This window comes from Streptomyces minutiscleroticus, from assembly GCF_014650875.1.
Classification (GTDB): domain Bacteria; phylum Actinomycetota; class Actinomycetes; order Streptomycetales; family Streptomycetaceae; genus Streptomyces; species Streptomyces minutiscleroticus.
Genome location: NZ_BMVU01000085.1, coordinates 1 through 21,543, shown reverse-complemented (window position 1 = coordinate 21,543; position 21,543 = coordinate 1). Strand labels below are relative to the sequence as shown.

17 protein-coding genes and 1 pseudogene are annotated in these 21,543 nt (G+C 73.9%); 10 read left to right on the top strand and 8 right to left on the bottom strand.

Annotated features, from left to right (window positions below; genetic code table 11):
- Nucleotides 1–68: 68 nt before the first annotated feature.
- On the bottom strand, nucleotides 69–1,577 hold the full coding sequence (locus IE271_RS37115; protein ID WP_190194879.1) for a M1 family metallopeptidase: 1,509 nt from the start codon (nucleotides 1,575–1,577) through the stop codon (nucleotides 69–71).
- Between the two features lie 309 nt (nucleotides 1,578–1,886).
- On the opposite strand from IE271_RS37115, the gene IE271_RS37110 reads away from it, so the two are divergent.
- Nucleotides 1,887–3,656, top strand: coding sequence for a BCCT family transporter (locus IE271_RS37110; RefSeq protein ID WP_190194878.1), 1,770 nt, complete (start codon nucleotides 1,887–1,889; stop codon nucleotides 3,654–3,656).
- A 394-nt stretch (nucleotides 3,657–4,050) separates the two neighbouring features.
- On the opposite strand, the gene IE271_RS37105 is transcribed toward IE271_RS37110, so the two are convergent.
- Nucleotides 4,051–5,019: an FAD-dependent oxidoreductase gene (locus tag IE271_RS37105; RefSeq protein ID WP_229919841.1), complete on the bottom strand. Its 969-nt coding sequence runs from the start codon at nucleotides 5,017–5,019 to the stop codon at nucleotides 4,051–4,053.
- 66 nt (nucleotides 5,020–5,085) lie between these two features.
- Here IE271_RS37105 and IE271_RS37100 point away from each other — a divergent pair, with 66 nt between their 5' ends.
- Entirely contained in the window at nucleotides 5,086–6,105 is a 1,020-nt protein-coding gene (locus IE271_RS37100) for an oxidoreductase (RefSeq protein ID WP_190194877.1), read from the top strand.
- 71 nt (nucleotides 6,106–6,176) lie between these two features.
- The gene (locus IE271_RS37095; protein WP_190194876.1) at nucleotides 6,177–7,832 is read left to right on the top strand and encodes an ABC-F family ATP-binding cassette domain-containing protein; all 1,656 of its coding nucleotides are present in this window, start codon (nucleotides 6,177–6,179) and stop codon (nucleotides 7,830–7,832) included.
- Nucleotides 7,833–8,084: 252 nt separating this feature from the next.
- On the opposite strand, the gene IE271_RS37090 is transcribed toward IE271_RS37095, so the two are convergent.
- The 4 genes from IE271_RS37090 to IE271_RS37080 form a co-directional block, all read right to left on the bottom strand.
- Nucleotides 8,085–10,475 (bottom strand): Tex family protein, encoded by a 2,391-nt coding sequence (locus IE271_RS37090; RefSeq protein ID WP_190194875.1) that lies wholly within the window; start codon nucleotides 10,473–10,475, stop codon nucleotides 8,085–8,087.
- A gap of 303 nt (nucleotides 10,476–10,778) precedes the next feature.
- Nucleotides 10,779–10,907: an LPFR motif small protein gene (locus tag IE271_RS43485; RefSeq protein WP_268256268.1), complete on the bottom strand. Its 129-nt coding sequence runs from the start codon at nucleotides 10,905–10,907 to the stop codon at nucleotides 10,779–10,781.
- Nucleotides 10,908–10,959: 52 nt separating this feature from the next.
- Complete coding sequence (locus IE271_RS37085; protein ID WP_190194874.1) at nucleotides 10,960–11,829, bottom strand: SCO6745 family protein; 870 nt, start codon at nucleotides 11,827–11,829, stop codon at nucleotides 10,960–10,962.
- A 177-nt stretch (nucleotides 11,830–12,006) separates the two neighbouring features.
- On the bottom strand, nucleotides 12,007–12,756 hold the full coding sequence (locus IE271_RS37080; protein ID WP_190194873.1) for an enoyl-CoA hydratase/isomerase family protein: 750 nt from the start codon (nucleotides 12,754–12,756) through the stop codon (nucleotides 12,007–12,009).
- A 348-nt stretch (nucleotides 12,757–13,104) separates the two neighbouring features.
- Here IE271_RS37080 and IE271_RS37075 point away from each other — a divergent pair, with 348 nt between their 5' ends.
- Nucleotides 13,105–13,611, top strand: coding sequence for an ATP-binding protein (locus IE271_RS37075; protein WP_190194881.1), 507 nt, complete (start codon nucleotides 13,105–13,107; stop codon nucleotides 13,609–13,611).
- Nucleotides 13,612–13,755: 144 nt separating this feature from the next.
- Here the strand turns inward: IE271_RS37075 and idi are convergent, their stop codons facing one another.
- Both idi and galE read right to left on the bottom strand, forming a co-directional pair.
- Nucleotides 13,756–14,349, bottom strand: coding sequence for an isopentenyl-diphosphate Delta-isomerase (gene idi, locus IE271_RS37070; protein ID WP_190194872.1), 594 nt, complete (start codon nucleotides 14,347–14,349; stop codon nucleotides 13,756–13,758).
- A gap of 446 nt (nucleotides 14,350–14,795) precedes the next feature.
- A complete protein-coding gene (gene galE / locus IE271_RS37065; RefSeq protein WP_190194871.1) occupies nucleotides 14,796–15,767 on the bottom strand; it encodes a UDP-glucose 4-epimerase GalE in 972 nt (323 codons plus the stop codon).
- Nucleotides 15,768–16,052: 285 nt separating this feature from the next.
- On the opposite strand from galE, the gene IE271_RS37060 reads away from it, so the two are divergent.
- The 6 genes and pseudogenes from IE271_RS37060 to IE271_RS42785 all read left to right on the top strand — a co-directional run.
- Nucleotides 16,053–17,852: a DUF5941 domain-containing protein gene (locus IE271_RS37060; RefSeq protein ID WP_190194880.1), complete on the top strand. Its 1,800-nt coding sequence runs from the start codon at nucleotides 16,053–16,055 to the stop codon at nucleotides 17,850–17,852.
- Nucleotides 17,849–18,601 (top strand): phosphocholine cytidylyltransferase family protein, encoded by a 753-nt coding sequence (locus tag IE271_RS37055; RefSeq protein ID WP_190194870.1) that lies wholly within the window; start codon nucleotides 17,849–17,851, stop codon nucleotides 18,599–18,601. The genes IE271_RS37060 and IE271_RS37055 overlap by 4 nt, the downstream gene beginning before the upstream one ends.
- Nucleotides 18,589–19,650, top strand: coding sequence for an iron-containing alcohol dehydrogenase family protein (locus tag IE271_RS37050; RefSeq protein WP_190194869.1), 1,062 nt, complete (start codon nucleotides 18,589–18,591; stop codon nucleotides 19,648–19,650). The genes IE271_RS37055 and IE271_RS37050 overlap by 13 nt, the downstream gene beginning before the upstream one ends.
- On the top strand, nucleotides 19,628–20,407 hold the full coding sequence (locus IE271_RS37045) for a CDP-alcohol phosphatidyltransferase family protein (protein WP_190194868.1): 780 nt from the start codon (nucleotides 19,628–19,630) through the stop codon (nucleotides 20,405–20,407). Before IE271_RS37050 ends, IE271_RS37045 begins: the two co-directional genes overlap by 23 nt.
- Before the next feature lie 8 nt (nucleotides 20,408–20,415).
- Entirely contained in the window at nucleotides 20,416–21,297 is an 882-nt protein-coding gene (locus IE271_RS37040; protein WP_190194867.1) for a glycosyltransferase family 2 protein, read from the top strand.
- 97 nt (nucleotides 21,298–21,394) lie between these two features.
- Nucleotides 21,395–21,543: pseudogene (locus IE271_RS42785) on the top strand (ABC transporter permease); the annotation flags it as partial.

Here is a 21,543-nt window from a genome sequence, read left to right as displayed (position 1 = left end):
GTCCGGCCCCGGCACCGCACGCGCGGTGCCGGGGCCGGACCCGTTCCGGAGGCGGACCCTCCCTCCCCTCAGCGGCCGTGGTGCGCGTCGTGCGCGTGGACCGTGTTCGTCGCCGCGATCTTCTTCCAGGACTCCGGCCGGGGCGCCGGCTTCGCGGTGCGGGCGAGCGAGGCCGCCCGCGCGGCGGGCGCGGCCGGCTTCGACGGCTCGTACAGCCAGGTGTCGAAGAAGGCCGAGAGGGGCTTGCCGGAGACCTCCTCCGCGTACGCGCGGAAGTCGCCGACCGTGGCGTTGCCGTAGGCGTACCGCCGCGGCCAGCCCTTCAGGACCGTGAAGAACGCCTCGTCGCCGATCTCGTTGCGCAGCGCCTGGAGCGCCAGCGCCCCGCGGTCGTAGACGGCGGTGTGGAACTGGTTCTCCGGGCCCGGGTCGCCGGGCCCGACCGTCCAGAACGCGTCGTCGGCCGGGTGCGAGGCGTACACGTGGTCCGCGAGCTCCTGGGCCGTCCCCTCGCCCTCGTGCTCCGACCACAGCCACTGCGCGTACCGCGCGAAGCCCTCGTTGATCCAGATGTCCTTCCAGCCGGCCACGGACACGCTGTCGCCGTACCACTGGTGGGCCAGCTCGTGGACCACGACGGAGACGTTGGAGCCGTTCGCGAACTGGCGCGGGCTGTAGAACGGCCGGGTCTGCGTCTCCAGCGCGTACCCGGTGGTCGTGTTCGGCACGTACCCGCCGAGCGCGCCGAACGGGTACGGCCCGAAGTACTCCGCCAGCCAGTCGGCGACCTCGCCGGTGCGCTCGACGCTCGCCCGCGCCGCCCCGTAGTGGTCGCCCAGGTCCTCGCTGTACGCGTTGACGACCGGGATGCCGCTGTCCGTGGTGCCCGTCGTGACGTCGAACCTCCCGACGGCCAGCGTGGCCAGGTAGGTGGCCTGCGGTCGGTTCGAGCGCCAGGCGAAGCGGGTCCAGCCGCGCTGCGTGGTCCGCGACTGCAGCGTGCCGTTGGAGATCGCCTGCGTCCCCTCCGGCACGGACACCGACACGTCGTAGGTGGCCTTGTCCAGCGGATGGTCGTTGCTCGGGAACCACCACCACGCCGCCTCGGGCTCGTTCGCGGCGACCCCGCCGTCCGGGGTGCGGTGCCAGCTGGTGAACCCGTACGCCGACTTCGACGACGGCACCCCGCCGTAGCGCACCACGACGGTGACGTCCGTGCCCTCGGCCAGCGGCGTCCTGGGCGTGATCTGCAGCTCGTGCTCGCCCGAGGCGGTGAACGACGCCTTCGCGCCGTTCACCCGCACCTCGCTCACGTCCAGCAGGAAGTCCAGGTCGAACCGCGACAGGTCCTGTGTGGTGCGGGCCAGCAGGGTCGCCGTGCCCTCCAGCTCGTCCGTCGCCGGCCGGTAGGTCAGCCGCAGGTCGTAGTGGGAGACGTCGTACCCGCCGTTGCCGTAGGCCGGGTAGTAGGGGTCGCCGATGCCCGGCGCGCCGGGCGTGGGGGCGGCCGCCGATGCCGGGACCGCCAGCAGCAGGGAGGCCGCGAGCGCGCCCGGGACGATCAGTCTGCGGTGCACGGAAGCTCCAAGTCGTAGGTGGACGGGGCCGGTCGGACCCTACGCAGTTCCGCGTGTATAGGTCATGTACATGGCTTCGCGCTTCACGCGATCGCCATGTCCCGGCCATGTTCCGCCCGGCCGGGCGGTGTACGGGCATCGGTCCGCCAGAACCGGGGCACCCGCCCGTCGATCGCCGGAACGCGCAGGCCATACCCGCACATCGACGGGCAATCCGCCGCCGGTGATCGAATAGTTGTGCATGGCGCAGGCCGGGGCAGGGCATAGGGGCGCACAGCGTGTCCCAGCCATGACCGAAAGGCGTCGCCCATGACACAAGAGACACAACGCGTCGAAAGCAGTGTCCGCGGACCACGGACGGACCGGGTCGTCTTCGGCGTGACCGCCGTGCTGACCCTGGCGTTCGTCGTCTGGGGAGCGGTCGCCACGGACTCCCTCGAAAACACCTCGGAGAGCCTGCTCGACGGCCTGATCCACAACGGTGGCTGGGCTTTCATGCTCGCCGCCTCCTGCTTCGTCATCTTCGCGCTGTGGCTCGCGGTCAGCCGGTACGGCAGCATCCAGCTCGGCGAGGAGGGCGAGGACCCGGAGTTCCGCACCGTCTCCTGGGTGGCGATGATGTTCAGCGCCGGCATGGGCATCGGCCTGATGTTCTACGGCGTCAGCGAGCCGCTCTCGCACTACACGTCGCCGCCGCCCGGCACCGATCCGGCCGGCTCGGCCCAGCGTATCGAGACGGCCATGTCCACCACCCTCTTCCACTGGACGCTGCACCCCTGGGCGATCTACGCGGTCGTCGGTCTCGCCATCGCGTACAGCACCTTCCGGCGGCGCAGGCGCCAGACGATCAGTGCCGTGTTCACGCCGCTGATCGGCGAGAGGAACGCCAACGGCACCGCCGGGCGGGTCATCGACATCCTCGCCATCTTCGCCACCCTCTTCGGCTCGGCCGCCTCCCTGGGCCTGGGCGCGCTGCAGATCGGCTCCGGCATCCAGGAATTGGGCTGGATGGAGAAGGCGGGCACCGGACTGCTGGTCGCCGTCATCGCCGTGCTCACCGTCGCCTTCGTCGCCTCGGCCGTCTCCGGCGTCGAGCGCGGCATCCAGTGGCTGTCCAACACCAACATGGTGCTCGCCCTGGTCCTGGCGCTCTTCGTGTTCGTCGCCGGTCCCACCGTCTTCGTCCTCGACCTGGTGCCGACCTCGCTCTTCACCTACCTCGGCGACCTGCCCCAGCTGGCCGGGCGCACGGAGGCCACCGGCGGCGAGGACGTGGCGGAGTGGCTGAGCGGCTGGACCGTCTTCTACTGGGCCTGGTGGATCTCCTGGACGCCGTTCGTCGGCATGTTCATCGCCCGCATCAGCCGGGGCCGCACCATCCGGCAGTTCATCGGCGGCGTGATCCTCGTCCCGAGCACGGTCAGCCTGCTCTGGTTCGCGATCTTCGGCGGTTCGGCCACCAAGATGCGGGCGGGCGGGCGGCTCGGCGACGAGTCCACCCCGGAGGGCCAGCTCTTCGGAGTGCTGCGGGAGTTCCCGGCCGCCACCGCGACCAGCCTGCTCGTGATGGTCCTGGTCGGCATCTTCTTCGTCTCCGGCGCCGACGCGGCGTCCATCGTGATGGGCACGCTCTCGCAGCGGGGCGCGCTCGAACCCGGCCGGTTCGTCGTGGTCTTCTGGGGCGTGGTCACCGGCGCCGTCGCCGCCGTGATGCTGCTCGTCGGAGGCGGGGAGGGCGACGCCCTCTCGGGCCTGCAGAACCTGACGATCCTCGTCGCGGCGCCGTTCGTCCTCGTGATGATCGGCATGTGCGTGGCCCTCATGCGCGACCTGCGCGCCGACCCGGTCGTCGTGCGCCGCGCGATGGGCTCCGAGGCGGTCCAGCTCGCCGTGATCGAGGGCCACAAGAAGTACGACGGCGAGTTCGAGATCCGGATCGGCCCCGGTCAGGGCACGGAGGTCGAGGGCGACCCGATCGGCATGCCGCCGATCGGCGAGCCGAGCGGCGAGCGGAACACCGAACGGGACGGCGAACGGGACAAGGAGCCGACCGGCGGCAGCCCGGCGGGCAAGGCATAGACCCCGCCCGGCGGGCGGGCAGGCTCCGAACACCGCCCGCCCGGCGGGCAGGATCCGGGCGCTGTCCGTCCGGTGGAGAGGTCCGGGCACCGTCCGCCCGGCGGGCAAGGTCTGGGCACCGTCAGCCCGTACAGTCCCGCGGTCCGGGCCCGAAAGGACGGTGCGGGTGCCCGGCGCGGCCGTGGCCGTGCCCTACGGTCCCGGGCGCGACCGACCCGGCCGGGAGGTACGGCGGGGGCCGGGGCCGCGAAGGCGGCGGGCGCGCCCTGCGGCCGAAGCCGTCGCCCCCGCACAGGGGAAGCGGCAGCCGGTGTATGCGTGCCGGCGCCCGTCGGGCACGCGTACGCCGGCCCGGCGCACGCGTACGGGCGCCGCCGGGCACACGCGTGCCCCGTCAGGCGGCGGCCGCCCCCGCCAGCGCCGCCGCCTCCCGCGCGCACCCCCACGCCACCGTGACGCCCGCCCCGCCGTGCCCGTAGTTGTGCACGACCGTACCGCCGCCCGGCAGTTCCTCCCGCTCCAGGCGCACCGCGTCCCGCGCCGGCCGCAGCCCCACCCGGTGGCCGAGGACGCGCGCACCGGCGAGTTCCGGACACAGTGCCGCGCACCGCCGCACGATCGCCTCGGCCACCCCGGGGTCCGGCGTCAGCGACCACGCGTCCTCCTCCGCGGTCCCGCCCAGGATCACCACGTCCGACTGCGGGAAGACGTACGTCGGGGCGGCCGACGTGTGGTCCACCGAGGTCAGCCAGGTGCGCACCCCCGGGTTCCCGACGACGACCAGCTGCCCCCGCACGGGCCGCACCGCCGGGTCCGGCACCAGCTCGCGGGCGCCGAGCCCCGAGCAGTTGACCACCACCGGCGCCCGCGCGGCGGCCTCCGCCAGACCCCGCACGGACCGCTCCTCGACGACGCCGCCCGCCGCGGCCAGCCGCCCGCGCAGCCACCGCAGGTGGACCGGCATGTCGATCAGCGGCAGCCGTGCCCACAGCCCGGTCCCCGGCGGATACTCCTCGGTCGTCGCGGCGCGCATCCCCGGCACCCGCGCCGCCCACGCCCCGAGCCCGTCCAGCTCCGTCTCGCCGTGTACGCCCTCGACCACGCGTACGCCCGTCTGGCCGGGCCGCTCCGCCAGCTCTTCGTACACCGTCAGGGACTCCAGCGACCACGCGCCGACGAGCGCTTCCGGTTCGATGCGGTAGGGCCACCAGAGGGCGCCCGCGACCGCCGAGGTGGTGCGCTCGGCCGGGTCCCGCGTCCACACCCGGACGCGCCTTCCGCTCTCCGCCAGCACGATCGCCGTCGTCAGCCCGATGACACCACCGCCGACCACGATCACATCATCGCTTCGTATTCCGTCCACGGCCGGACCGTAGCGGAATGGCTCGCGCCGCACACGGACCACCGCGCGTGCGGGAATACTCACAGCATGTCTGCCGAGTACGCGACCTTCGGCCTGGCCCCGGCGACGCGCCCCGGCGAGATCCTCGCCGGCGGCGACCACCGGGCGCACCGGGACTTCGTGGACTTCGTCGTCGACGGGCGCCCGCTGCTCTTCCGCCTCTCCGACCTCGACGCCGTCTCCCCGCTCGCCTCCGACGTACCGCCCGCGATCTTCACCGAGCAGGTGCGCGCCCTGCTCCTGGAGGCCGCCGCCCCGCTCGCCGGCGGGCGGTACGTCATCTACGGCTGCCCCGAGTGCGCCGACCTCGCCTGCGGCGCGGTCACCGCGGTGATCGAGCGGGCCGGCGAGGACTTCGTGTGGCGGGACTTCGCCTGGCAGACCGGCGACCACGCCGACCTGGAGCTGAACGGCTACCGCGGCATCGGCCCGTTCCGCTTCCGCGGCGCCGAGTACCGGGCCGCGCTCGGCTCCCTGCTGGACGGCGTGGCCGCGGGCCGCCGGCGCGTGCTGCTGATCGGCGCCCGCGTCGCCGTGCTGGCCCGGCTGGCCGCCGCCCTGCGCACCGTCGGCGTCGGCGCCGAGATCACCGGCGACGCCGCGGACGTGCCCGCCGACGAGCTGCGCACGTACGGCGCCGTCGTCTTCGGCCCCGCGGTCGGCGCGGACGAACGGGCCGCCGTACGGGCCGCCTTCGGGCGCGCGGGCGCCGACGTGGCGTACGTCGACGGGCTCGCGCCGATCGTCCCGCTGCTGGTCGCGCAGACCGAGCACGCCCTGGACCGCAGCCCGGCGGACCGGCGGCGGCTGACGGGCCTGACGGCCGCCGGCGGCGGGGCGGAGGTCGAGGTCGCCTCCCCCTGCCGCGTGCAGCTCACCGCGTACCGCGTCGACCGCCTCCACCGCACCCGCGTCCACCCCGTCTTCGACGGCGTCCTGGAGACCGGCCGCCACCGCGTCCCGCTCGACGCCGGGGCGGTCAAGGGGGAGTCCTTCGTGGTGGCGCGGACCGCGGGGAGCGTGCTGGCGGCGGCGGTACGGCGCTGACGCCCCGGCCGCGGGGCCGGTTTCATCCGGTGGCGGAAGCGGCCGTCGCGCTCGTTAGGATCGGCCTCCTGATGACTGCCACCCTCGTCGCCAAGAACCTCGCCGCCGGCCACGGCGACCGCTCGCTCTTCTCCGGGCTCGACCTCGTCGTCGCGCCCGGCGACGTGATCGGTCTCGTCGGTGCCAACGGCGCGGGCAAGTCCACCCTGCTGCGGCTGCTCGCCGGAGCGCTCCCGCCGGAACAGGGCGAGCTGCGCCTGTCCCCGCCGGCCGCGACCGTCGGCCACCTGCCCCAGGAGCCGGAGCGGCGGCCGGGGGAGAGCGTGCGGGAGTTCCTGGCCCGCCGCACGGGCGTGGCCGAGGCGCAGCGGACGATGGACGAGGCGACGCAGGCGCTGGTCGACGGGGCGCCGGGCGCGGACGACGCGTACGCCGCCGCGCTGGAGCGCTGGCTCGGCCTCGGCGGCGCCGACCTCGACGAACGGGCCGAGGAGGTGGCCGGCTCCCTGAACCTCGGGGTCGGTCTCGACCAGCCCATGACCTCGCTCTCCGGCGGGCAGGCCGCCCGCGCGCAGCTCGCCTCGCTGCTGCTCTCCCGCTACGACGTCTTCCTGCTGGACGAGCCGACCAACGACCTGGACCTGGACGGCCTGGAGCGCCTCGAACGGTTCGTGACGGGCCTGCGCGCCGGGACCGTCGTCGTCAGCCACGACCGCGAGTTCCTCACCCGCACGGCCACCAAGGTGCTCGAACTCGACCTCGCCCAGAACACGGTGAACCTCTACGGCGGCGGCTACGAGGCGTACCTGGAGGAGCGCGAGGTGGCGCGCCGCCACGCCCGCGACGACTACGAGGAGTACGCCGACAAGAGGGCGGCCCTCGAAGGGCGCGCCCGGACGCAGCGCGCCTGGATGGACAAGGGCGTCAAGAACGCGCGGCGCAAGGCGGGCGACAACGACAAGATCGGGCGGAAGTTCCGCAGCGAGGCGAGCGAGAAGCAGGCCGCCAAGGCCCGGCAGACCCAGCGCATGATCGAGCGGCTCGACGTGGTCGAGGAGCCGCGCAAGGAGTGGGAGCTGCGCATGGAGATCGCGGCGGCGCCGCGCTCCGGCGCCGTGGTCGCCGCCCTGCGCGACGCCGAGGTGCGGCGCGGGGACTTCGCGCTCGGGCCCGTCACCCTGCAGATCGACTGGGCGGACCGGGTCGCCGTCACCGGCGCCAACGGCGCGGGCAAGTCCACGCTGCTCGGCGCCCTGCTGGGCCGCGTACCCCTGGACGCGGGGCACGCGGCGCTCGGCTCCGGCGTGGTGGTCGGCGAGGTCGACCAGGCCCGCAGGCTGTTCCACGGCTCCCGGTCGCTGCTCGACGCGTTCTGCGCGGCGGTGCCCGACACCGAGCCCGCGGAGGTGCGCACGCTGCTGGCGAAGTTCGGTCTGAAGTCCGACCACGTGCTGCGGTCCGCGGCGACGCTCTCGCCGGGCGAGCGCACCCGCGCGGCGCTGGCCCTGCTCCAGGGCCGGGGCGTCAACCTCCTCGTCCTCGACGAGCCGACCAACCACCTCGACCTGCCGGCCATCGAGCAGCTGGAGTCGGCCCTGGACTCCTACGAGGGCACGCTCCTGCTGGTCACCCACGACCGCCGCATGCTGGACGCGGTCCGCACGACGCGCCGCCTGGAGGTCGCCGACGGCAAGGTGGCGGAACACCGGGCGACGGCGGACGGCTGACCGGTACGGAGGGACGGCGGCCGGCCCGATACGTACGGAAGAGGCGGCTGACCCGTACGAAAGGGAAGCGGCTGCCCCGTACGCAAGGGCGGGCGGCCGACCCGTACGGGGGAGGGGCGGCCGATCCGGGTGGATGCGGAAGCGGCCGGCCCGCACGGAGGAGAGGCGGCCGGGCCCTGCGGGCGCGGAAGCGGCCGACTCGTGCGGCGGGGGCGCCGCCCGCCTCGTGGCGGGCGGCGCCCCGGCCCTCCGTCAGCGCTTCTTCGGGTCCACCAGCCCGGCCCGGCGCAGGGCGTCCGCCATCGCGCTGTTGGCCGGCGGCGGCGCCTGGCGTGAGCCGCCCCCGCCGCCACCGCGCCCCTGCCGGCCGCCCTGCCGCTGGCCGCCCCGCTGCTGCGGCGGGCGCCCGCCGCGCCGGCGCTCGCCGCCGCCCTGGCGGTCGCCGCCCTCCGGCGCGGCCTCGTCGTCGAGCCGCAGCGTCAGCGAGATCCGCTTGCGCGGGATGTCGACGTCCAGCACCTTCACCTTGACGATGTCGCCCGGCTTGACGACGTCCCGCGGGTCCTTGACGAACGTCCTCGACATCGCGGAGACGTGCACCAGACCGTCCTGGTGGACGCCGACGTCCACGAACGCGCCGAACGCCGCCACGTTCGTGACGACCCCCTCCAGGACCATCCCGGACGACAGGTCGGAGATCTTCTCCACGCCCTCCTTGAAGGTGGCCGTCTTGAAAGCGGGCCGCGGGTCGCGCCCCGGCTTCTCCAGCTCCTTCAGGATGTCGGTGACGGTCGGCAGGCCGAACTTCTCGTCCACGAAGTCGTCGGGGCGCAGCGACCGCAGGGTCGCCGTGTCGCCGATCAGCGAGGCGACCTCGCCGCCCGTCGTCTTCACCATGCGGCGCACCACCGGGTACGCCTCGGGGTGCACGCTGGAGGCGTCCAGCGGGTCGTCGCCGCCGCGGATGCGCAGGAAGCCCGCGCACTGCTCGTAGGCCTTCGGACCGAGGCGGGCCACGTCCTTCAGGGCCGTACGGGAGCGGAACGGGCCGTTCTGGTCCCGGTGCGCCACGATGTTCTCGGCGAGCCCGGAGGAGATGCCGGAGACCCGGGCGAGCAGCGGCGCGGAGGCGGTGTTCACGTCCACGCCCACGCCGTTCACGCAGTCCTCGACCACCGCGTCCAGCGAGCGCGACAGCTTCACCTCGGACAGGTCGTGCTGGTACTGGCCGACGCCGATCGACTTCGGGTCGATCTTCACCAGCTCGGCGAGCGGGTCCTGCAGGCGGCGGGCGATGGAGACGGCACCGCGCAGGGACACGTCCATGCCGGGCAGCTCCTGGGAGGCGAACGCCGACGCCGAGTACACCGACGCGCCGGCCTCGGACACCATCACCTTGGTGAGCCCCAGCTCCGGGTGGCTGGCGATCAGCTCGCCGGCGAGCTTGTCCGTCTCGCGGGACGCCGTGCCGTTGCCGATCGCGATCAGCTCGACCGCGTGCTCCTTCGCGAGCCGTGCCAGCTTGGCCAGCGCCTCGTCCCACTTGTTGGCCGGGACGTGCGGGTGGATCACGTCCGTGGCGACGACCTTGCCGGTGGCGTCGACCACGGCGACCTTCACGCCCGTACGGAAGCCCGGGTCGAGGCCCAGCGTCGCGCGCGTGCCGGCCGGGGCGGCGAGCAGCAGGTCGCGCAGGTTCGCCGCGAACACGTTCACCGCCTCGTCCTCGGCGGCCGTGCGCAGCCGCAGCCGCAGGTCGATGCCGAGGTGGACCAGGATGCGCGTGCGCCAGGCCCAGCGGACGGTGTCCGTCAGCCACTTGTCGGCCGGGCGGCCGCGGTCCGCGATACCGAAGCGGTGGGCGATCGTGCCCTCGTACGAGGAGGGGCCGGGCTGCCCGGAGGGCTCCTCCGGCTCCAGGACGAGGTCGAGGACCTCCTCCTTCTCGCCGCGCAGCATCGCCAGGACCCGGTGCGAGGGCAGCTCGGTGAAGGGCTCGGCGAAGTCGAAGTAGTCGGCGAACTTCGCGCCCGCCTCCTCCTTGCCCTCGCGCACCTTCGCGGCGAGGCGGCCGCGCACCCACATGCGCTCGCGCAGCTCGCCGATGAGGTCGGCGTCCTCGGAGAACCGCTCGGTGAGGACGGCGCGGGCGCCGTCCAGGGCGGCCTGCGGGTCGGCGACGCCCTTGTCCGCGTCGACGAAGGCGGCGGCCGCGGCGAGCGGCTCCACGGACGGGTCGCTCAGCAGCCCGTCGGCCAGCGGCTCCAGACCGGCCTCGCGCGCGATCTGCGCCTTGGTCCGCCGCTTGGGCTTGAACGGCAGGTAGACGTCCTCCAGCCGGGCCTTGGTCTCCGCGCCGCGGATCTGCGCCTCGACCTCCTCCGTCAGCTTGCCCTGCTCGCGCACCGACTCCAGGACCGCGCTCCGGCGCTCCTCCAGCTCCCGCAGATAGCGCAGCCGCTCCTCGATCGTGCGCAGCTGCGCGTCGTCGAGCATCTCGGTCGCTTCCTTGCGGTAGCGGGCGATGAAAGGCACCGTCGACCCGCCGTCGAGCAAGTCGACCGCGGCCTTCACCTGCCGCTCGCGTACGCCGAGCTCCTCGGCGATCCTGCCTTCGATGGACCCTACGAGGGGTGTCGTCACGATCCCGTACCGCCTTCTCCACTGAGGTTGCGCGGCAATTGTGGCAGGTCGTGCCGACAGCGGGGGATCAGGGCGCCGTGGCCCGCCCGCGCGCGGCGCAGGGGACGCCCCCGGCGAGCCCGGGCCCCGTGAGCCCGGGGGACACCGCCCCGGCGGGCGCGGACCCCGGCACCCGTACGCACGAGCCCTGTGCACGGGGACCCCGTACGCACGAGTCCCGTACGCGCGGACCGGTCCCGCAACGCACGGAGCCGGACGCGCCTCTCGCGCGTCCGGCTCCGTCGTGCCGCGGGGCTGTGGGCGTCAGGCCCGCCCGCGGGTCGTCTGGGAGGCCCCGCCGAAGAGCCGGGCCAGGGCACGGAACGGGAGCGTCACCACGGTGGCGATCGCCCCGCCGATCTGTCGCAGCACATCTGCGATCGCGCGGAACATGTGCATCCCCTTTCGTCCTCCGGCCGTTCCGGCCGGACAATGAACGGGTACCTCAGCTTTTTCCGATCATGCCTGCCGGAAAGGCGCCCGCGGCGGACGCCGTCGTCAGCAGACCGGTCGCGATCTCCGTCAGCCGGGCGACGCCCGCGGCGCCCAGGTGCTCGTACGGGGCCCGGTCGAGGCGGTCGGTCTCGGCCTCGATCCCGCGCCGCAGCGCGACGCCCGCCTCCGTCAACTCCCCGTCGGCGTCCAGGAGTCCGCGCTCGCGCAGCCGCCCGGCCGCCGCCTCCCAGTCCGCCCGGTCCCAGCCGCGGGTGGCCAGCGCCCACTTCGGGGACATGCCCTTGCCGGTCGCGCTGTGGCTCACCAGCGCCTCGACCGGGTCGAGTTCGGCGTCGAGCAGGACGGCGAGGTGCCCGTCGCCGCGGTGTTCGCGCAGCAGCGTCGCCGCGTGCCAGAGCGCGAGGTGCGGCTCCTCGGGCACGGGCAGGTCGGCGTGCGCGGCGTACAGCGGGCGCGCGGTGCGGGAGCACGCTTCGGCCGCGCGCAGCGCCAGCTCCGCCGCCTCGGCCGTCTCCGCGGAGCGGATCAGCTCCTCGCCCAGCAGCCGGCGCAGCGTCGCGTCGACGGCCCGCCCGCGCGCCTCCAGGACGGTCCGCGGGGACGCGGCCTCCCATACCGCCGGCACGTGCTCCGCCACCAGCCCGTGGCGGAAGTTGTAGAACGTGGCCGTCACCGTGCCCGCGCCCACGGGCCCCATGGCGGCCGACCGTACCGCGAAGTACGCGCCCCGCGGATCGGCGATCCCGACGGCGGCCAGCTCCCGCCCGAGGTCGGGCGAGAAGTAGTGCGCCGAGTGGAGCGGATTCAGGACGTTGTGGCAGCGCCGCCCGGCGCGCTCCGGAAGTGCGGTGGTGGTCATACCCGTACGTTACTGACTGGTCGGTATGCGGGACAGGGGTGCGGCGGGATTCGTCCGCCGCACCGGCGCGGACGCCGCCGGGCGGCCGCCGCCCGCCGACGGCTCCGGACGGCGACCGTGAAGACCACGACAGGACGGCCACGGTCAGGGCGGTCGCGGCCGTCGGGACCGGCACGGTCAGGGCGTCGTCGTCCAGGTGAACCGCGGCGCGCGGCGCTCCAGGAACGCGGCGACGCCCTCCGCGGTGTCGTCGCTCTCGCGCGCCCGCGCCGCCCAGTACGCGTCCCGGTCCGTACGGCCGTCCACGAACTCCTTCGCTGCGGCCTGCGTCAGCTGCGAGCGCGTGGCCAGGATCCGGGCGAACTCCGCGACACGCCCGTCGAGCCCGCCGGCCGGCACGACCTCGTCCGCCAGGCCGGTCCGCAGCGCCCGCGCCGCGTCGATCAACTCGCCGGAGAACAGCAGGTACTTCGCGGTGGCCGGTCCGACCAGCGAGGTCAGCCGCCGGGTGGAGGAGGCCGGGTACACGATCCCCAGCTTCGCCGGGGTCACCCCGAACAGCGCGCCCTCCTCCGCGAACCGCAGGTCGCAGGCGGCCGCGAGCTGGCAGCCGCCGCCCACGCAGTGGCCGCGCACCGCCGCGAGCGTCGGCCGGGGGAACGCGGCGAGCGCCTCCTCGGCGGCGACCGCGAGCCGCTGCGCCCGTTCGGGCGAGCCGCGCAGCGTGGAGATGTCGGCGCCCGAGCAGAACGTCCCGCCCGCGCCGGTGAGCACGAGGACCCGTACGTCCGGGCCGGCCGCCAGGACGTCGAGGAGCGGTGGCAGCGCGGCCCACATGGCGGCGGTCATCGCGTTGCGCTTGGCCGGATGGTCGATCACGACGGTGGCCACCCCGTCGGCGACCGTGTGGGTCAGCTGCGGCTCCATGCGCCGGATGCTATCCGCGGTCCGCGCGCCCACGATCGAGGAGGGGGCGGGGGCGCGGGCGCGGGGAGGCGAGGCGCGGCCCGGCCGGTTCCCGCCGTTCACCGGATGTTCCCCGAACGGCGGGCGGTGCTCCTCTCCCGGCCCGGTGCGGGGCAAACCCGTACAACCCGAATAGTTCGTGAAGTTGCACAGCGAGGACAGGTTCTGTCCTGTGACCGACGTGATACTGCGCGGACGATCAGAAGCTGTCGATAGTCGCTGACTTCTGTTCAGGCATCCGGTACGGACCTGTGCGTTCCCAACACTCGACGTGTGGTGACAACCGAGCGCAAGGGTGGCGACCGGACGATGGACGATCACGGGCGGGGGCCCGGCCCGCGCCCCGAGGGCGGCGGCAGGGCGGCTCCGGAGCGCAGACCTCCGGGGCCACTGCCGTACGAGGGGGTGTGGCGTTTCACCGCCCCCGCCGTCGACGCCTCGGTGCCCCAGGCCCGGCACGCCGTCCGCGACCTGCTGGTGCGCCAGGGGGTGCCCGCCGCCGACGACGTGGTCCAGACGCTGCTGCTGATCGTCTCCGAGCTGGTCACCAACGCCGTCCGGCACGCCGCGGTGCTGTCCCCGACGCTCGCCGTCGAGATCGCCGTGGGGGCCGAGTGGGTGCGGGTCTCCGTGGAGGACGAGCACCCCTACCGGCCGACCGCCCTGGAGGCGGACCACGGCCGCACCGGCGGCCGCGGACTGCTCCTCGTGCGCGAGCTCACCCGCGAGGCGGGCGGCGTCTGCGACGTCGAGCACACCGCGAGCGGCGGCAAGGTGATCTGGACCGCCCTGCCGCTCAAGCCCGCCGGCGCCTAGACCGCCCGTCGGTGCGCGGACCGTGTCCCGTCGGCACCCGGACCGTCCCGTCGGTGCCTGGACCGTTCCGTAGGCGTCCGGAGTCCCCTCGGCGCCCGGAGTCCTAGGCGCCCGATCCGGCTCCGTGCGGCCGCGCCGCCCCGCTCACCAGCCGGCGGCCGGGCCCGTCAGCTCGCGGATCGCCGGGCGGGCCGCGTCCAGGACGGTCATGAACCACGCCGAGAACGGGTCCTGTGCGTGCCGCCCCTCCAGCTCGGCGGCGCTCACGAAGACGATCCCGCCGACCTCCTCCGGGTCCGGCCGCGGCGTGGCCTGCACCAGTCCGACGAACAGGTGGTTGTACTCCTGCTCCACCAGGCCAGAGGCCGGGTCCGGGTGGTTGTAGCGGACGGTGCCGGCCTCCGCGAGCAGCGAGGGCGACACCCCGAGCTCCTCCCAGGTGCGCCGGGCGGCCGCCGCGAAGGGCGACTCGCCGGGGTACGGGTGGCCGCAGCACGTGTTGGACCACACGCCGGGGGAGTGGTACTTGCCCAGCGCCCGCTGCTGGAGCAGCAGGCGGCCCCGCTCGTCGAAGAGGAAGACGGAGAACGCCCGGTGCAGCTGCCCGGGGGGCTGGTGCGCGGTGAGCTTCTCGGCGGTGCCGATCGTCGTGCCGTTCTCGTCGACCAGTTCCAGCAGGATCGCTTCGGCGGTGCCGTTCGACGAACTGTTCGTCGCGGTGGCAGGTGTGATCGGCATACCCATCCTTCACATCGGTCTTCGTGCCCAGTCTGCCGCACGCACCGGACGCAGCCGGTTCTCCGCGGTGCCGCATGTCCCGGCGCGGCGGGCACCGGCGGGACGGGCGGCCGGGGGGCCGGAGCGTGCCCAGGCACCTGATCGTGCCCGGCGCCGCGGGCGGGGAACCGCTGCCCGCCGGGCCGCACACGATCGTGTCGGTCCCGGTCGCACACGGCTTCGACGTACGGGTCCCGGTTCCGGGCCGTCCCGGCGCGACCACCGCGGCGGGCCGTGGCCCCGGCGCGCATCGCCGTACCCGGCCGCCCGCACCCGTCGTAGCCCGGTCTCGTCCTCCGCGTCCGGGCGGATGCACGCGGCGCGCGGAGGAGCGCGGAAGCCTCCGCACCGCGTGCGCAGCGCGGGGAAGCGCCCCCGCAGAGCTCTTCCCCGCGGTGTCCGCGGGGTCATCCACCGCGGTGCAGCAGCCACCCCTGCCACGCCGACTCGACCATCTCGCGCAGCCCCCGCCGGGCCCGCCAGCCCAGCGCCTCGGCGGCCAGGCCGGCCGAGGCGACCGCGCGCGGCGCGTCCCCGGGGCGGCGCGGCTCCACCAGCGCGGGCCGCCGGTCGCCGGTCACCTCACCGATCAGCGTGACCAGCTCCCGCACCGACACCCCCTCGCCGCGCCCGATGTTCACCGTCAGGTCGCCCTCCGCGCCGTCCGCGGCCAGGTGCCGGGCCGCCGCCAGGTGGGCGTCGGCGAGGTCGGCGACGTGGATGTAGTCGCGCACGCAGGTGCCGTCCGGCGTCGGGTAGTCGTCGCCGAAGATCCGGGGGGCCTCGCCGCGGGTGAGCCGGTCGAAGACCATGGGCACCACGTTGAAGACCCCGGTGTCCGCCAGCTCCGGCGACGCCGCGCCCGCCACGTTGAAGTAGCGCAGGCACACGGTCGCGATGCCGTGGGCCCGGCCCGCCGCCCGCACCAGCCACTCGCCCGCGAGCTTGGTCTCGCCGTACGGGCTCATCGGGGCACAGGGCGTGTCCTCCGTGATGAGGTCCGCGTCCGGGTTGCCGTAGACGGCCGCGGAGGAGGAGAGGACGAACCGGCGCACGCCCGCCTGGGCGACCGCGTCGAGGAGCGTCGCCAGACCGCCCACGTTCTCCTGGTAGTAGCGGGTGGGCTCGGCCACGGACTCGCCGACCTGCTTGCGCGCGGCGAGGTGCACCACGCCCGTCACGGAGTGCTCGGTGAGGATCCGCTTGAGCAGGTCGCCGTCCAGCGACGAGCCCTGCACGAGGGGTATGTCCCGCGGGAGCCGGGCGCGCACCCCGGCCGAGAGGTCGTCGAGCGCGAGCACGGGCTCACCGGCCGCCGCCATGGCGCGCGCCACATGTGCCCCGATGTATCCGGCTCCGCCGGTGATCAGCCACGTCATGGGCGTCCACCCTATGCGGGCGCGCGGCCCACCGCGGCAACCGGGAGGGATGCCGTGAATCATGACGTAAGGGAAGGGCGGGTTTGTGGGGCGGGCCCGGGATCGCCCATGATGATCGCGCGGTCGGCACCCGGACCTCGCTGATCGGAGCGTGAACGGGCGGTGAACGCCCGCTTCCCATCATCCGATAACCTCTGCCGACATGCCGCCCGGGCACCGCAGCCAGGGGCGCTCCACCACACACATGCCCGGCGCCGCCGCGCCGGCACCCAAGGAGTGAGTCCGCTGTCGACCGCCATCCTCACCGGCCAGCCGGTCCCCGGATCGTCGCTCGAGGGCGACCTGCGGTCGCTCGGCTTCGACGTGCGGGTCGCGGCCGGCGCCGGTGACACCGAGGCGCTCCTCGCGGCGGTCCCCGCCGACCAGCGGGTCGCCGTCGTCGACGCCCGCTTCGTCGGACACGTGCACGCGCTGCGGCTCGGTCTCACCGACCCCCGCTTCGACGCGGCCGCGATCCCGGGCGCCGTGACCGCCCGGCCCGCCGCCCGGCAGGCGCTCCTGCGCGCGGTGCGCGCCTGCGCGGGCGCCCCCGGCCACGGCCCGGTCGCCGTCGGCGTCCTGCCCGACCAGGTCGCCGACGTCCTCGACACCGCCGTGCACCGCCCCGAACTGGGCGAACTCGTCGCCGCCGTGCCGCGCGACCCGCAGGCCCGCAACGAGGTCCGCCAGTCCGTCGCCGCCGTCGACGACGAGGCGATCCGGCTGCGCACGGCCGTGAAGTCCCGCGACGGCTTCTTCACCACGCACTGCATCAGCCCGTACTCCCGCTACATCGCGCGCTGGTGCGCGCGCCGCGGGCTGACCCCCAACCAGGTCACCACCGCCTCGCTGCTCACCGCGCTGGTCGCGGCCGGCTGCGCGGCCACCGGCACCCGCGGCGGCTTCGTCGCGGCCGGACTGCTGCTGCTGTTCTCCTTCGTCCTGGACTGCACCGACGGCCAGCTCGCCCGCTACTCGCTGCAGTACTCCACGCTCGGCGCCTGGCTGGACGCGACCTTCGACCGGGCCAAGGAGTACGCCTACTACGCGGGCCTCGCGCTCGGCGCGGCCCGCGGCGGCGACGACGTGTGGGCGCTCGCGCTCGGCGCGATGGTCCTGCAGACCTGCCGGCACGTCGTCGACTTCAGCTTCAACGAGGCCAACCACGACGCCACCGCCAACACCAGCCCCACCGCCGCCCTGTCGGACAAGCTGGACAGCGTCGGCTGGACGGTCTGGGTGCGCCGGATGATCGTGCTGCCCATCGGCGAGCGCTGGGCGCTGATCGCCGTCCTCACCGCGCTCACCACACCGCGCATCACTTTCTGCGTCCTGCTGATCGGCTGCGCGTTCGCCGCCCTCTACACCACCGCGGGCCGGGTGCTGCGGTCCCTGACGAGGAAGGCGAGGCGCACGGACCGGGCGGCCCGCGCCCTGGCGGACCTCGCGGACAGCGGCCCGCTCGCGCGGGGCGCGGCACGGCTGCTGAAGGGAGTGGCCGCGCGCCTGCCGGGTGCTTCGCGCGCCTTCCTCGCGCTCCCGGGCACCGCGCTGCTGGTCGCCACCGCCTGGGCCGCCCCGTACGGCAGTTGGCTGCCCGTCCTCGCCGCCGTCGTCTACGTGCTGACCTCGGGCGTCGCGGTCGCCCTGCCCCTCAAGGGCGCCCTGGACTGGCTGGTTCCCCCGGTCCTGCGCGCCGGCGAGTACCTCACCGTCCTCGCACTGGCCGTCCGAGCCGATGCGAACGGAGCGCTTCCGGCGGCTTTCGGGCTGGTGGCGGCCGTCGCCTACCATCACTACGACACGGTGTACCGCATCCGCGGCGACGCCGGTGCGCCGCCGCACTGGCTGGTGCGCGCGATCGGCGGCCACGAGGGCAGGACCCTGCTCGTCACCGTCCTGGCCGCGCTGCTCGCCACCACTGATTTCAAGGTCGCGCTCACGGCACTCGCCGTGGCCGTGGCACTGGTGGTGCTCGCCGAGAGCATCCGTTTCTGGGTGTCCTCGCAAGCACCCGCCGTACACGATGAAGGAGAACCCGCATGATCGGCCTCGTGCTGGCGGCCGGCGCCGGACGGCGTCTTCGCCCCTACACCGACACCCTGCCCAAGGCGCTGGTGCCGGTCGGACCCGAAGGCAACGAGGACAGCCTCACCGTCCTGGACCTGACCCTCGGCAACTTCGCCGAGATCGGCCTGACCGAGGTCGCGATCATCGTCGGCTACCGCAAGGAGGCCGTCTACGAGCGCCGCGAGGCGCTGGAGCAGAAGTACGGCCTGAAGATCACCCTGATCGACAACGACAAGGCCGAGGAGTGGAACAACGCCTACTCCCTGTGGTGCGGCCGTGACGCGATCAAGCACTCGGTGATCCTCGCCAACGGCGACACCGTGCACCCGGTCTCCGTCGAGAAGACCCTGCTGGCCGCCCGCGGTGACGGCAAGAAGATCATCCTCGCGCTCGACACGGTGAAGTCCCTCGCCGAGGAGGAGATGAAGGTCGTCGTCGGCCCCGAGGGCGGCATGACGAAGATCACGAAGCTGATGGACCCGGCCGAGGCCACCGGCGAGTACATCGGCGTCACCCTCATCGAGGGCGAGGCCGCCGACGAGCTCGCCGACGCGCTGAGGACGGTCTTCGAGACGGACCCGCAGCAGTTCTACGAGCACGGCTACCAGGAGCTCGTCAACCGCGGCTTCCGCATCGACGTCGCGCCCATCGGTGACGTCAAGTGGGTCGAGATCGACAACCACGACGACCTCGCCAAGGGACGTGAGATCGCGTGCCAGTACTGACGAGGCTCATCCCCTCGCCGGTCGTCGTCGACATCCGTCCGGGTGCCCTGGACGACCTGGCGGCGGTCCTCGCCGACCAGCGCATCTCGCACTCCGGCAAGCTGGCCGTCGCGATCAGCGGCGGCTCCGGCGCCAAGCTGCGCGAGCGGCTGGCTCCGGCGATGCCGGGCGCCGACTGGTTCGAGGTCGGCGGCGGCACCCTGGACGACGCGATCAAGCTCGCCGACGCCATGAAGAAGGGCCGCTACGACGCCGTCGTGGGCCTGGGCGGGGGCAAGATCATCGACTGTGCGAAGTTCGCCGCCGCGCGCATCGGTCTGCCGCTGGTCGCCGTCGCCACGAACCTCTCGCACGACGGCCTGTGCTCGCCGGTCGCCACCCTCGACAACGACGCGGGCCGCGGCTCCTACGGCGTACCGAACCCGATCGCCGTCGTCATCGACCTCGACGTGATCCGCGAGGCCCCCGTCCGCTTCGTGCGCTCGGGCATCGGCGACGCCCTGTCCAACATCTCCGCGGTGGCGGACTGGGAGCTGGCCAACCGCGAGAAGGGCGAGCCGATCGACGGCCTCGCCGCCGCGATGGCCCGCCAGGCCGGCGAGGCCGTGCTGCGCCACCCCGGCGGCGTCGGCGACGACGGCTTCCTGCAGGTGCTGGCCGAGGGACTGGTGCTCACCGGCATCTCCATGTCCGTCGCCGGCGACTCGCGGCCGGCCTCGGGGGCCTGCCACGAGATCAACCACGCCTTCGACCTCCTCTTCCCCAAGCGCGCGGCGAGCCACGGCGAGCAGTGCGGCCTGGGCGCGGCCTTCGCGATGTACCTGCGCGGCGCCCGCGAGGAGTCGGGGAACATGGCCGAGGTGCTGTACCGGCACGGCCTGCCCGTGCTGCCGGAGGAGATCGGCTTCACCCCGGACGAGTTCGTCCAGGTGGTGGAGTTCGCCCCGAAGACCCGGCCCGGCCGCTACACCATCCTCGAACACCTCGACCTCTCCACCGACCAGATCAAGGACGCCTACGCCGACTATGCAAAAGCCATCGGTAGCTGAGCTCCGCCCGGTCGTCCACCCACCGGGCGTGAAGGACCGGCGCAGCGGCGAGCACTGGGGTGGCCGGCTGTACATGCGCGAGATCTCCCTGCGCATCGACCGGCACCTGGTGAACACCCGGGTCACGCCCAACCAGCTGACCTACCTGATGACCGTCTTCGGCGTCCTCGCCGCCCCGGCCCTGCTGGTGCCGGGGATCTGGGGCGCCGTGCTCGGCGTGGTGGCGGTCCAGCTCTACCTGCTCCTCGACTGCGTGGACGGCGAGATAGCGCGCTGGAAGAAGCAGTACTCCCTGTCCGGGGTCTACCTGGACCGGGTCGGCGCGTACCTCACCGACGCCGCGGTGCTCGTCGGCTTCGGCCTGCGCGCCGCCGACCTGTGGGGCACCGGCCGGATCGACTGGCTGTGGGCCTTCCTCGGCACCCTCGCCGCCCTGGGCGCGATCCTGATCAAGGCCGAGACGGACCTGGTCGGCGTGGCCCGGCACCAGGCGGGCATGGAACCGGTCAAGGAGGCGGCGTCCGCGCCGCGCTCGTCCGGCGTGGCACTGGCCCGCAGGGCCGCCTCGGCGCTGAAGTTCCACCGCCTCGTCCTCGGCATCGAGGCGTCCCTGCTGATCCTGGTCCTGGCGATCGTGGACGAGGCCAGGGGCGACCTGTTCTTCTCGCGGCTCGGCGTCGCCGTCCTGGCCGGCATCGCCCTGCTGCAGACCGTGCTGCACCTGGTGTCCGTCCTCGCCTCCAGCAGGCTGAAGTGAGCGCGGGCATGACGGGTACGAAGGTCGGCGCGGTCATCATCACCATGGGCAACCGCCCCGACGAGCTGCGGGCCCTCCTCGAATCGGTCGCCAAGCAGGACGGCGACCCGGTCGAGGTGGTCGTCGTCGGCAACGGCTCGCCCGTCCCGGACGTCCCCGACGGCGTCCGCACCGTCGAGCTGCCCGAGAACCTCGGCATCCCCGGCGGACGCAACGTCGGCATCGAGGCGTTCGGCCGCGGCGGGAGCGACGTCGACATCCTGCTGTTCCTGGACGACGACGGCCTGCTCGCCCGCAACGACACCGCCGAGCTGTGCCGGCAGGCCTTCGCGGCGGACCCCGAGCTCGGGATCATCAGCTTCCGCATCGCCGACCCGGAGACCGGCGTCACCCAGCGCCGGCACGTCCCCCGGCTGCGCGCCTCCGACCCGATGCGCTCCTCGCGCGTCACCACCTTCCTCGGCGGCGCCAACGCGGTGCGCACGAAGGTCTTCGCCGACGTCGGCGGTCTGCCCGACGAGTTCTTCTACGCACACGAGGAGACCGATCTGGCCTGGCGTGCCCTCGACGCCGGCTGGATGATCGACTACCGGTCGGACATGGTGCTGTACCACCCGACGACCGCCCCCTCGCGGCACGCGGTCTACCACCGCATGGTGGCCCGCAACCGTGTCTGGCTCGCCCGCCGCAACCTGCCCGCGCTCCTCGTCCCGGTCTACCTGGGCGTCTGGCTGCTGCTCACCCTGGCCCGCCGTCCCTCGGGACCGGCCCTGAAGGCATGGTTCGGCGGTTTCAAGGAGGGCTGGAAGGGCTCCTGCGGCCCCCGGCGCCCCATGAAGTGGCGCACGGTGTGGCGCCTGACCCGGCTGGGCCGGCCTCCCGTCATCTGACACCCTCGACATCTGAGACCATGCGGCCGTACCCCGGCCGTCGGCTCCTGCCTGCGCCCGACCCGGCCGCGCATCCTGAGAACGAGAGTTTCCCCTGGTGAGTGAGACAACGCATGACGTCGGAGTCGCGGTGAGCACCGTGACCCCGTCGCCCGACGACGGGCTGACCGCGGCGGAGCTCGCCGCCAAGTACGGCCTCACCGTGAGTGGTGCGCGGCCTTCGCTGGCGCGGTATGTGCGGCAGTT

Coding starts and splice junctions, on each gene's coding strand:
- IE271_RS37110 (WP_190194878.1), top strand. CDS start 1,887: ATGACACAAGAGACACAACGCGTCGAAAGCAGTGTCCGCGGACCACGG.
- IE271_RS37100 (WP_190194877.1), top strand. CDS start 5,086: ATGTCTGCCGAGTACGCGACCTTCGGCCTGGCCCCGGCGACGCGCCCC.
- IE271_RS37095 (WP_190194876.1), top strand. CDS start 6,177: ATGACTGCCACCCTCGTCGCCAAGAACCTCGCCGCCGGCCACGGCGAC.
- IE271_RS43485 (WP_268256268.1), bottom strand. CDS start 10,907: ATGTTCCGCGCGATCGCAGATGTGCTGCGACAGATCGGCGGGGCGATC.
- IE271_RS37085 (WP_190194874.1), bottom strand. CDS start 11,829: ATGACCACCACCGCACTTCCGGAGCGCGCCGGGCGGCGCTGCCACAAC.
- IE271_RS37080 (WP_190194873.1), bottom strand. CDS start 12,756: ATGGAGCCGCAGCTGACCCACACGGTCGCCGACGGGGTGGCCACCGTC.
- IE271_RS37075 (WP_190194881.1), top strand. CDS start 13,105: ATGGACGATCACGGGCGGGGGCCCGGCCCGCGCCCCGAGGGCGGCGGC.
- idi (WP_190194872.1), bottom strand. CDS start 14,349: ATGCCGATCACACCTGCCACCGCGACGAACAGTTCGTCGAACGGCACC.
- galE (WP_190194871.1), bottom strand. CDS start 15,767: ATGACGTGGCTGATCACCGGCGGAGCCGGATACATCGGGGCACATGTG.
- IE271_RS37055 (WP_190194870.1), top strand. CDS start 17,849: ATGATCGGCCTCGTGCTGGCGGCCGGCGCCGGACGGCGTCTTCGCCCC.
- IE271_RS37045 (WP_190194868.1), top strand. CDS start 19,628: ATGCAAAAGCCATCGGTAGCTGAGCTCCGCCCGGTCGTCCACCCACCG.
- IE271_RS37040 (WP_190194867.1), top strand. CDS start 20,416: ATGACGGGTACGAAGGTCGGCGCGGTCATCATCACCATGGGCAACCGC.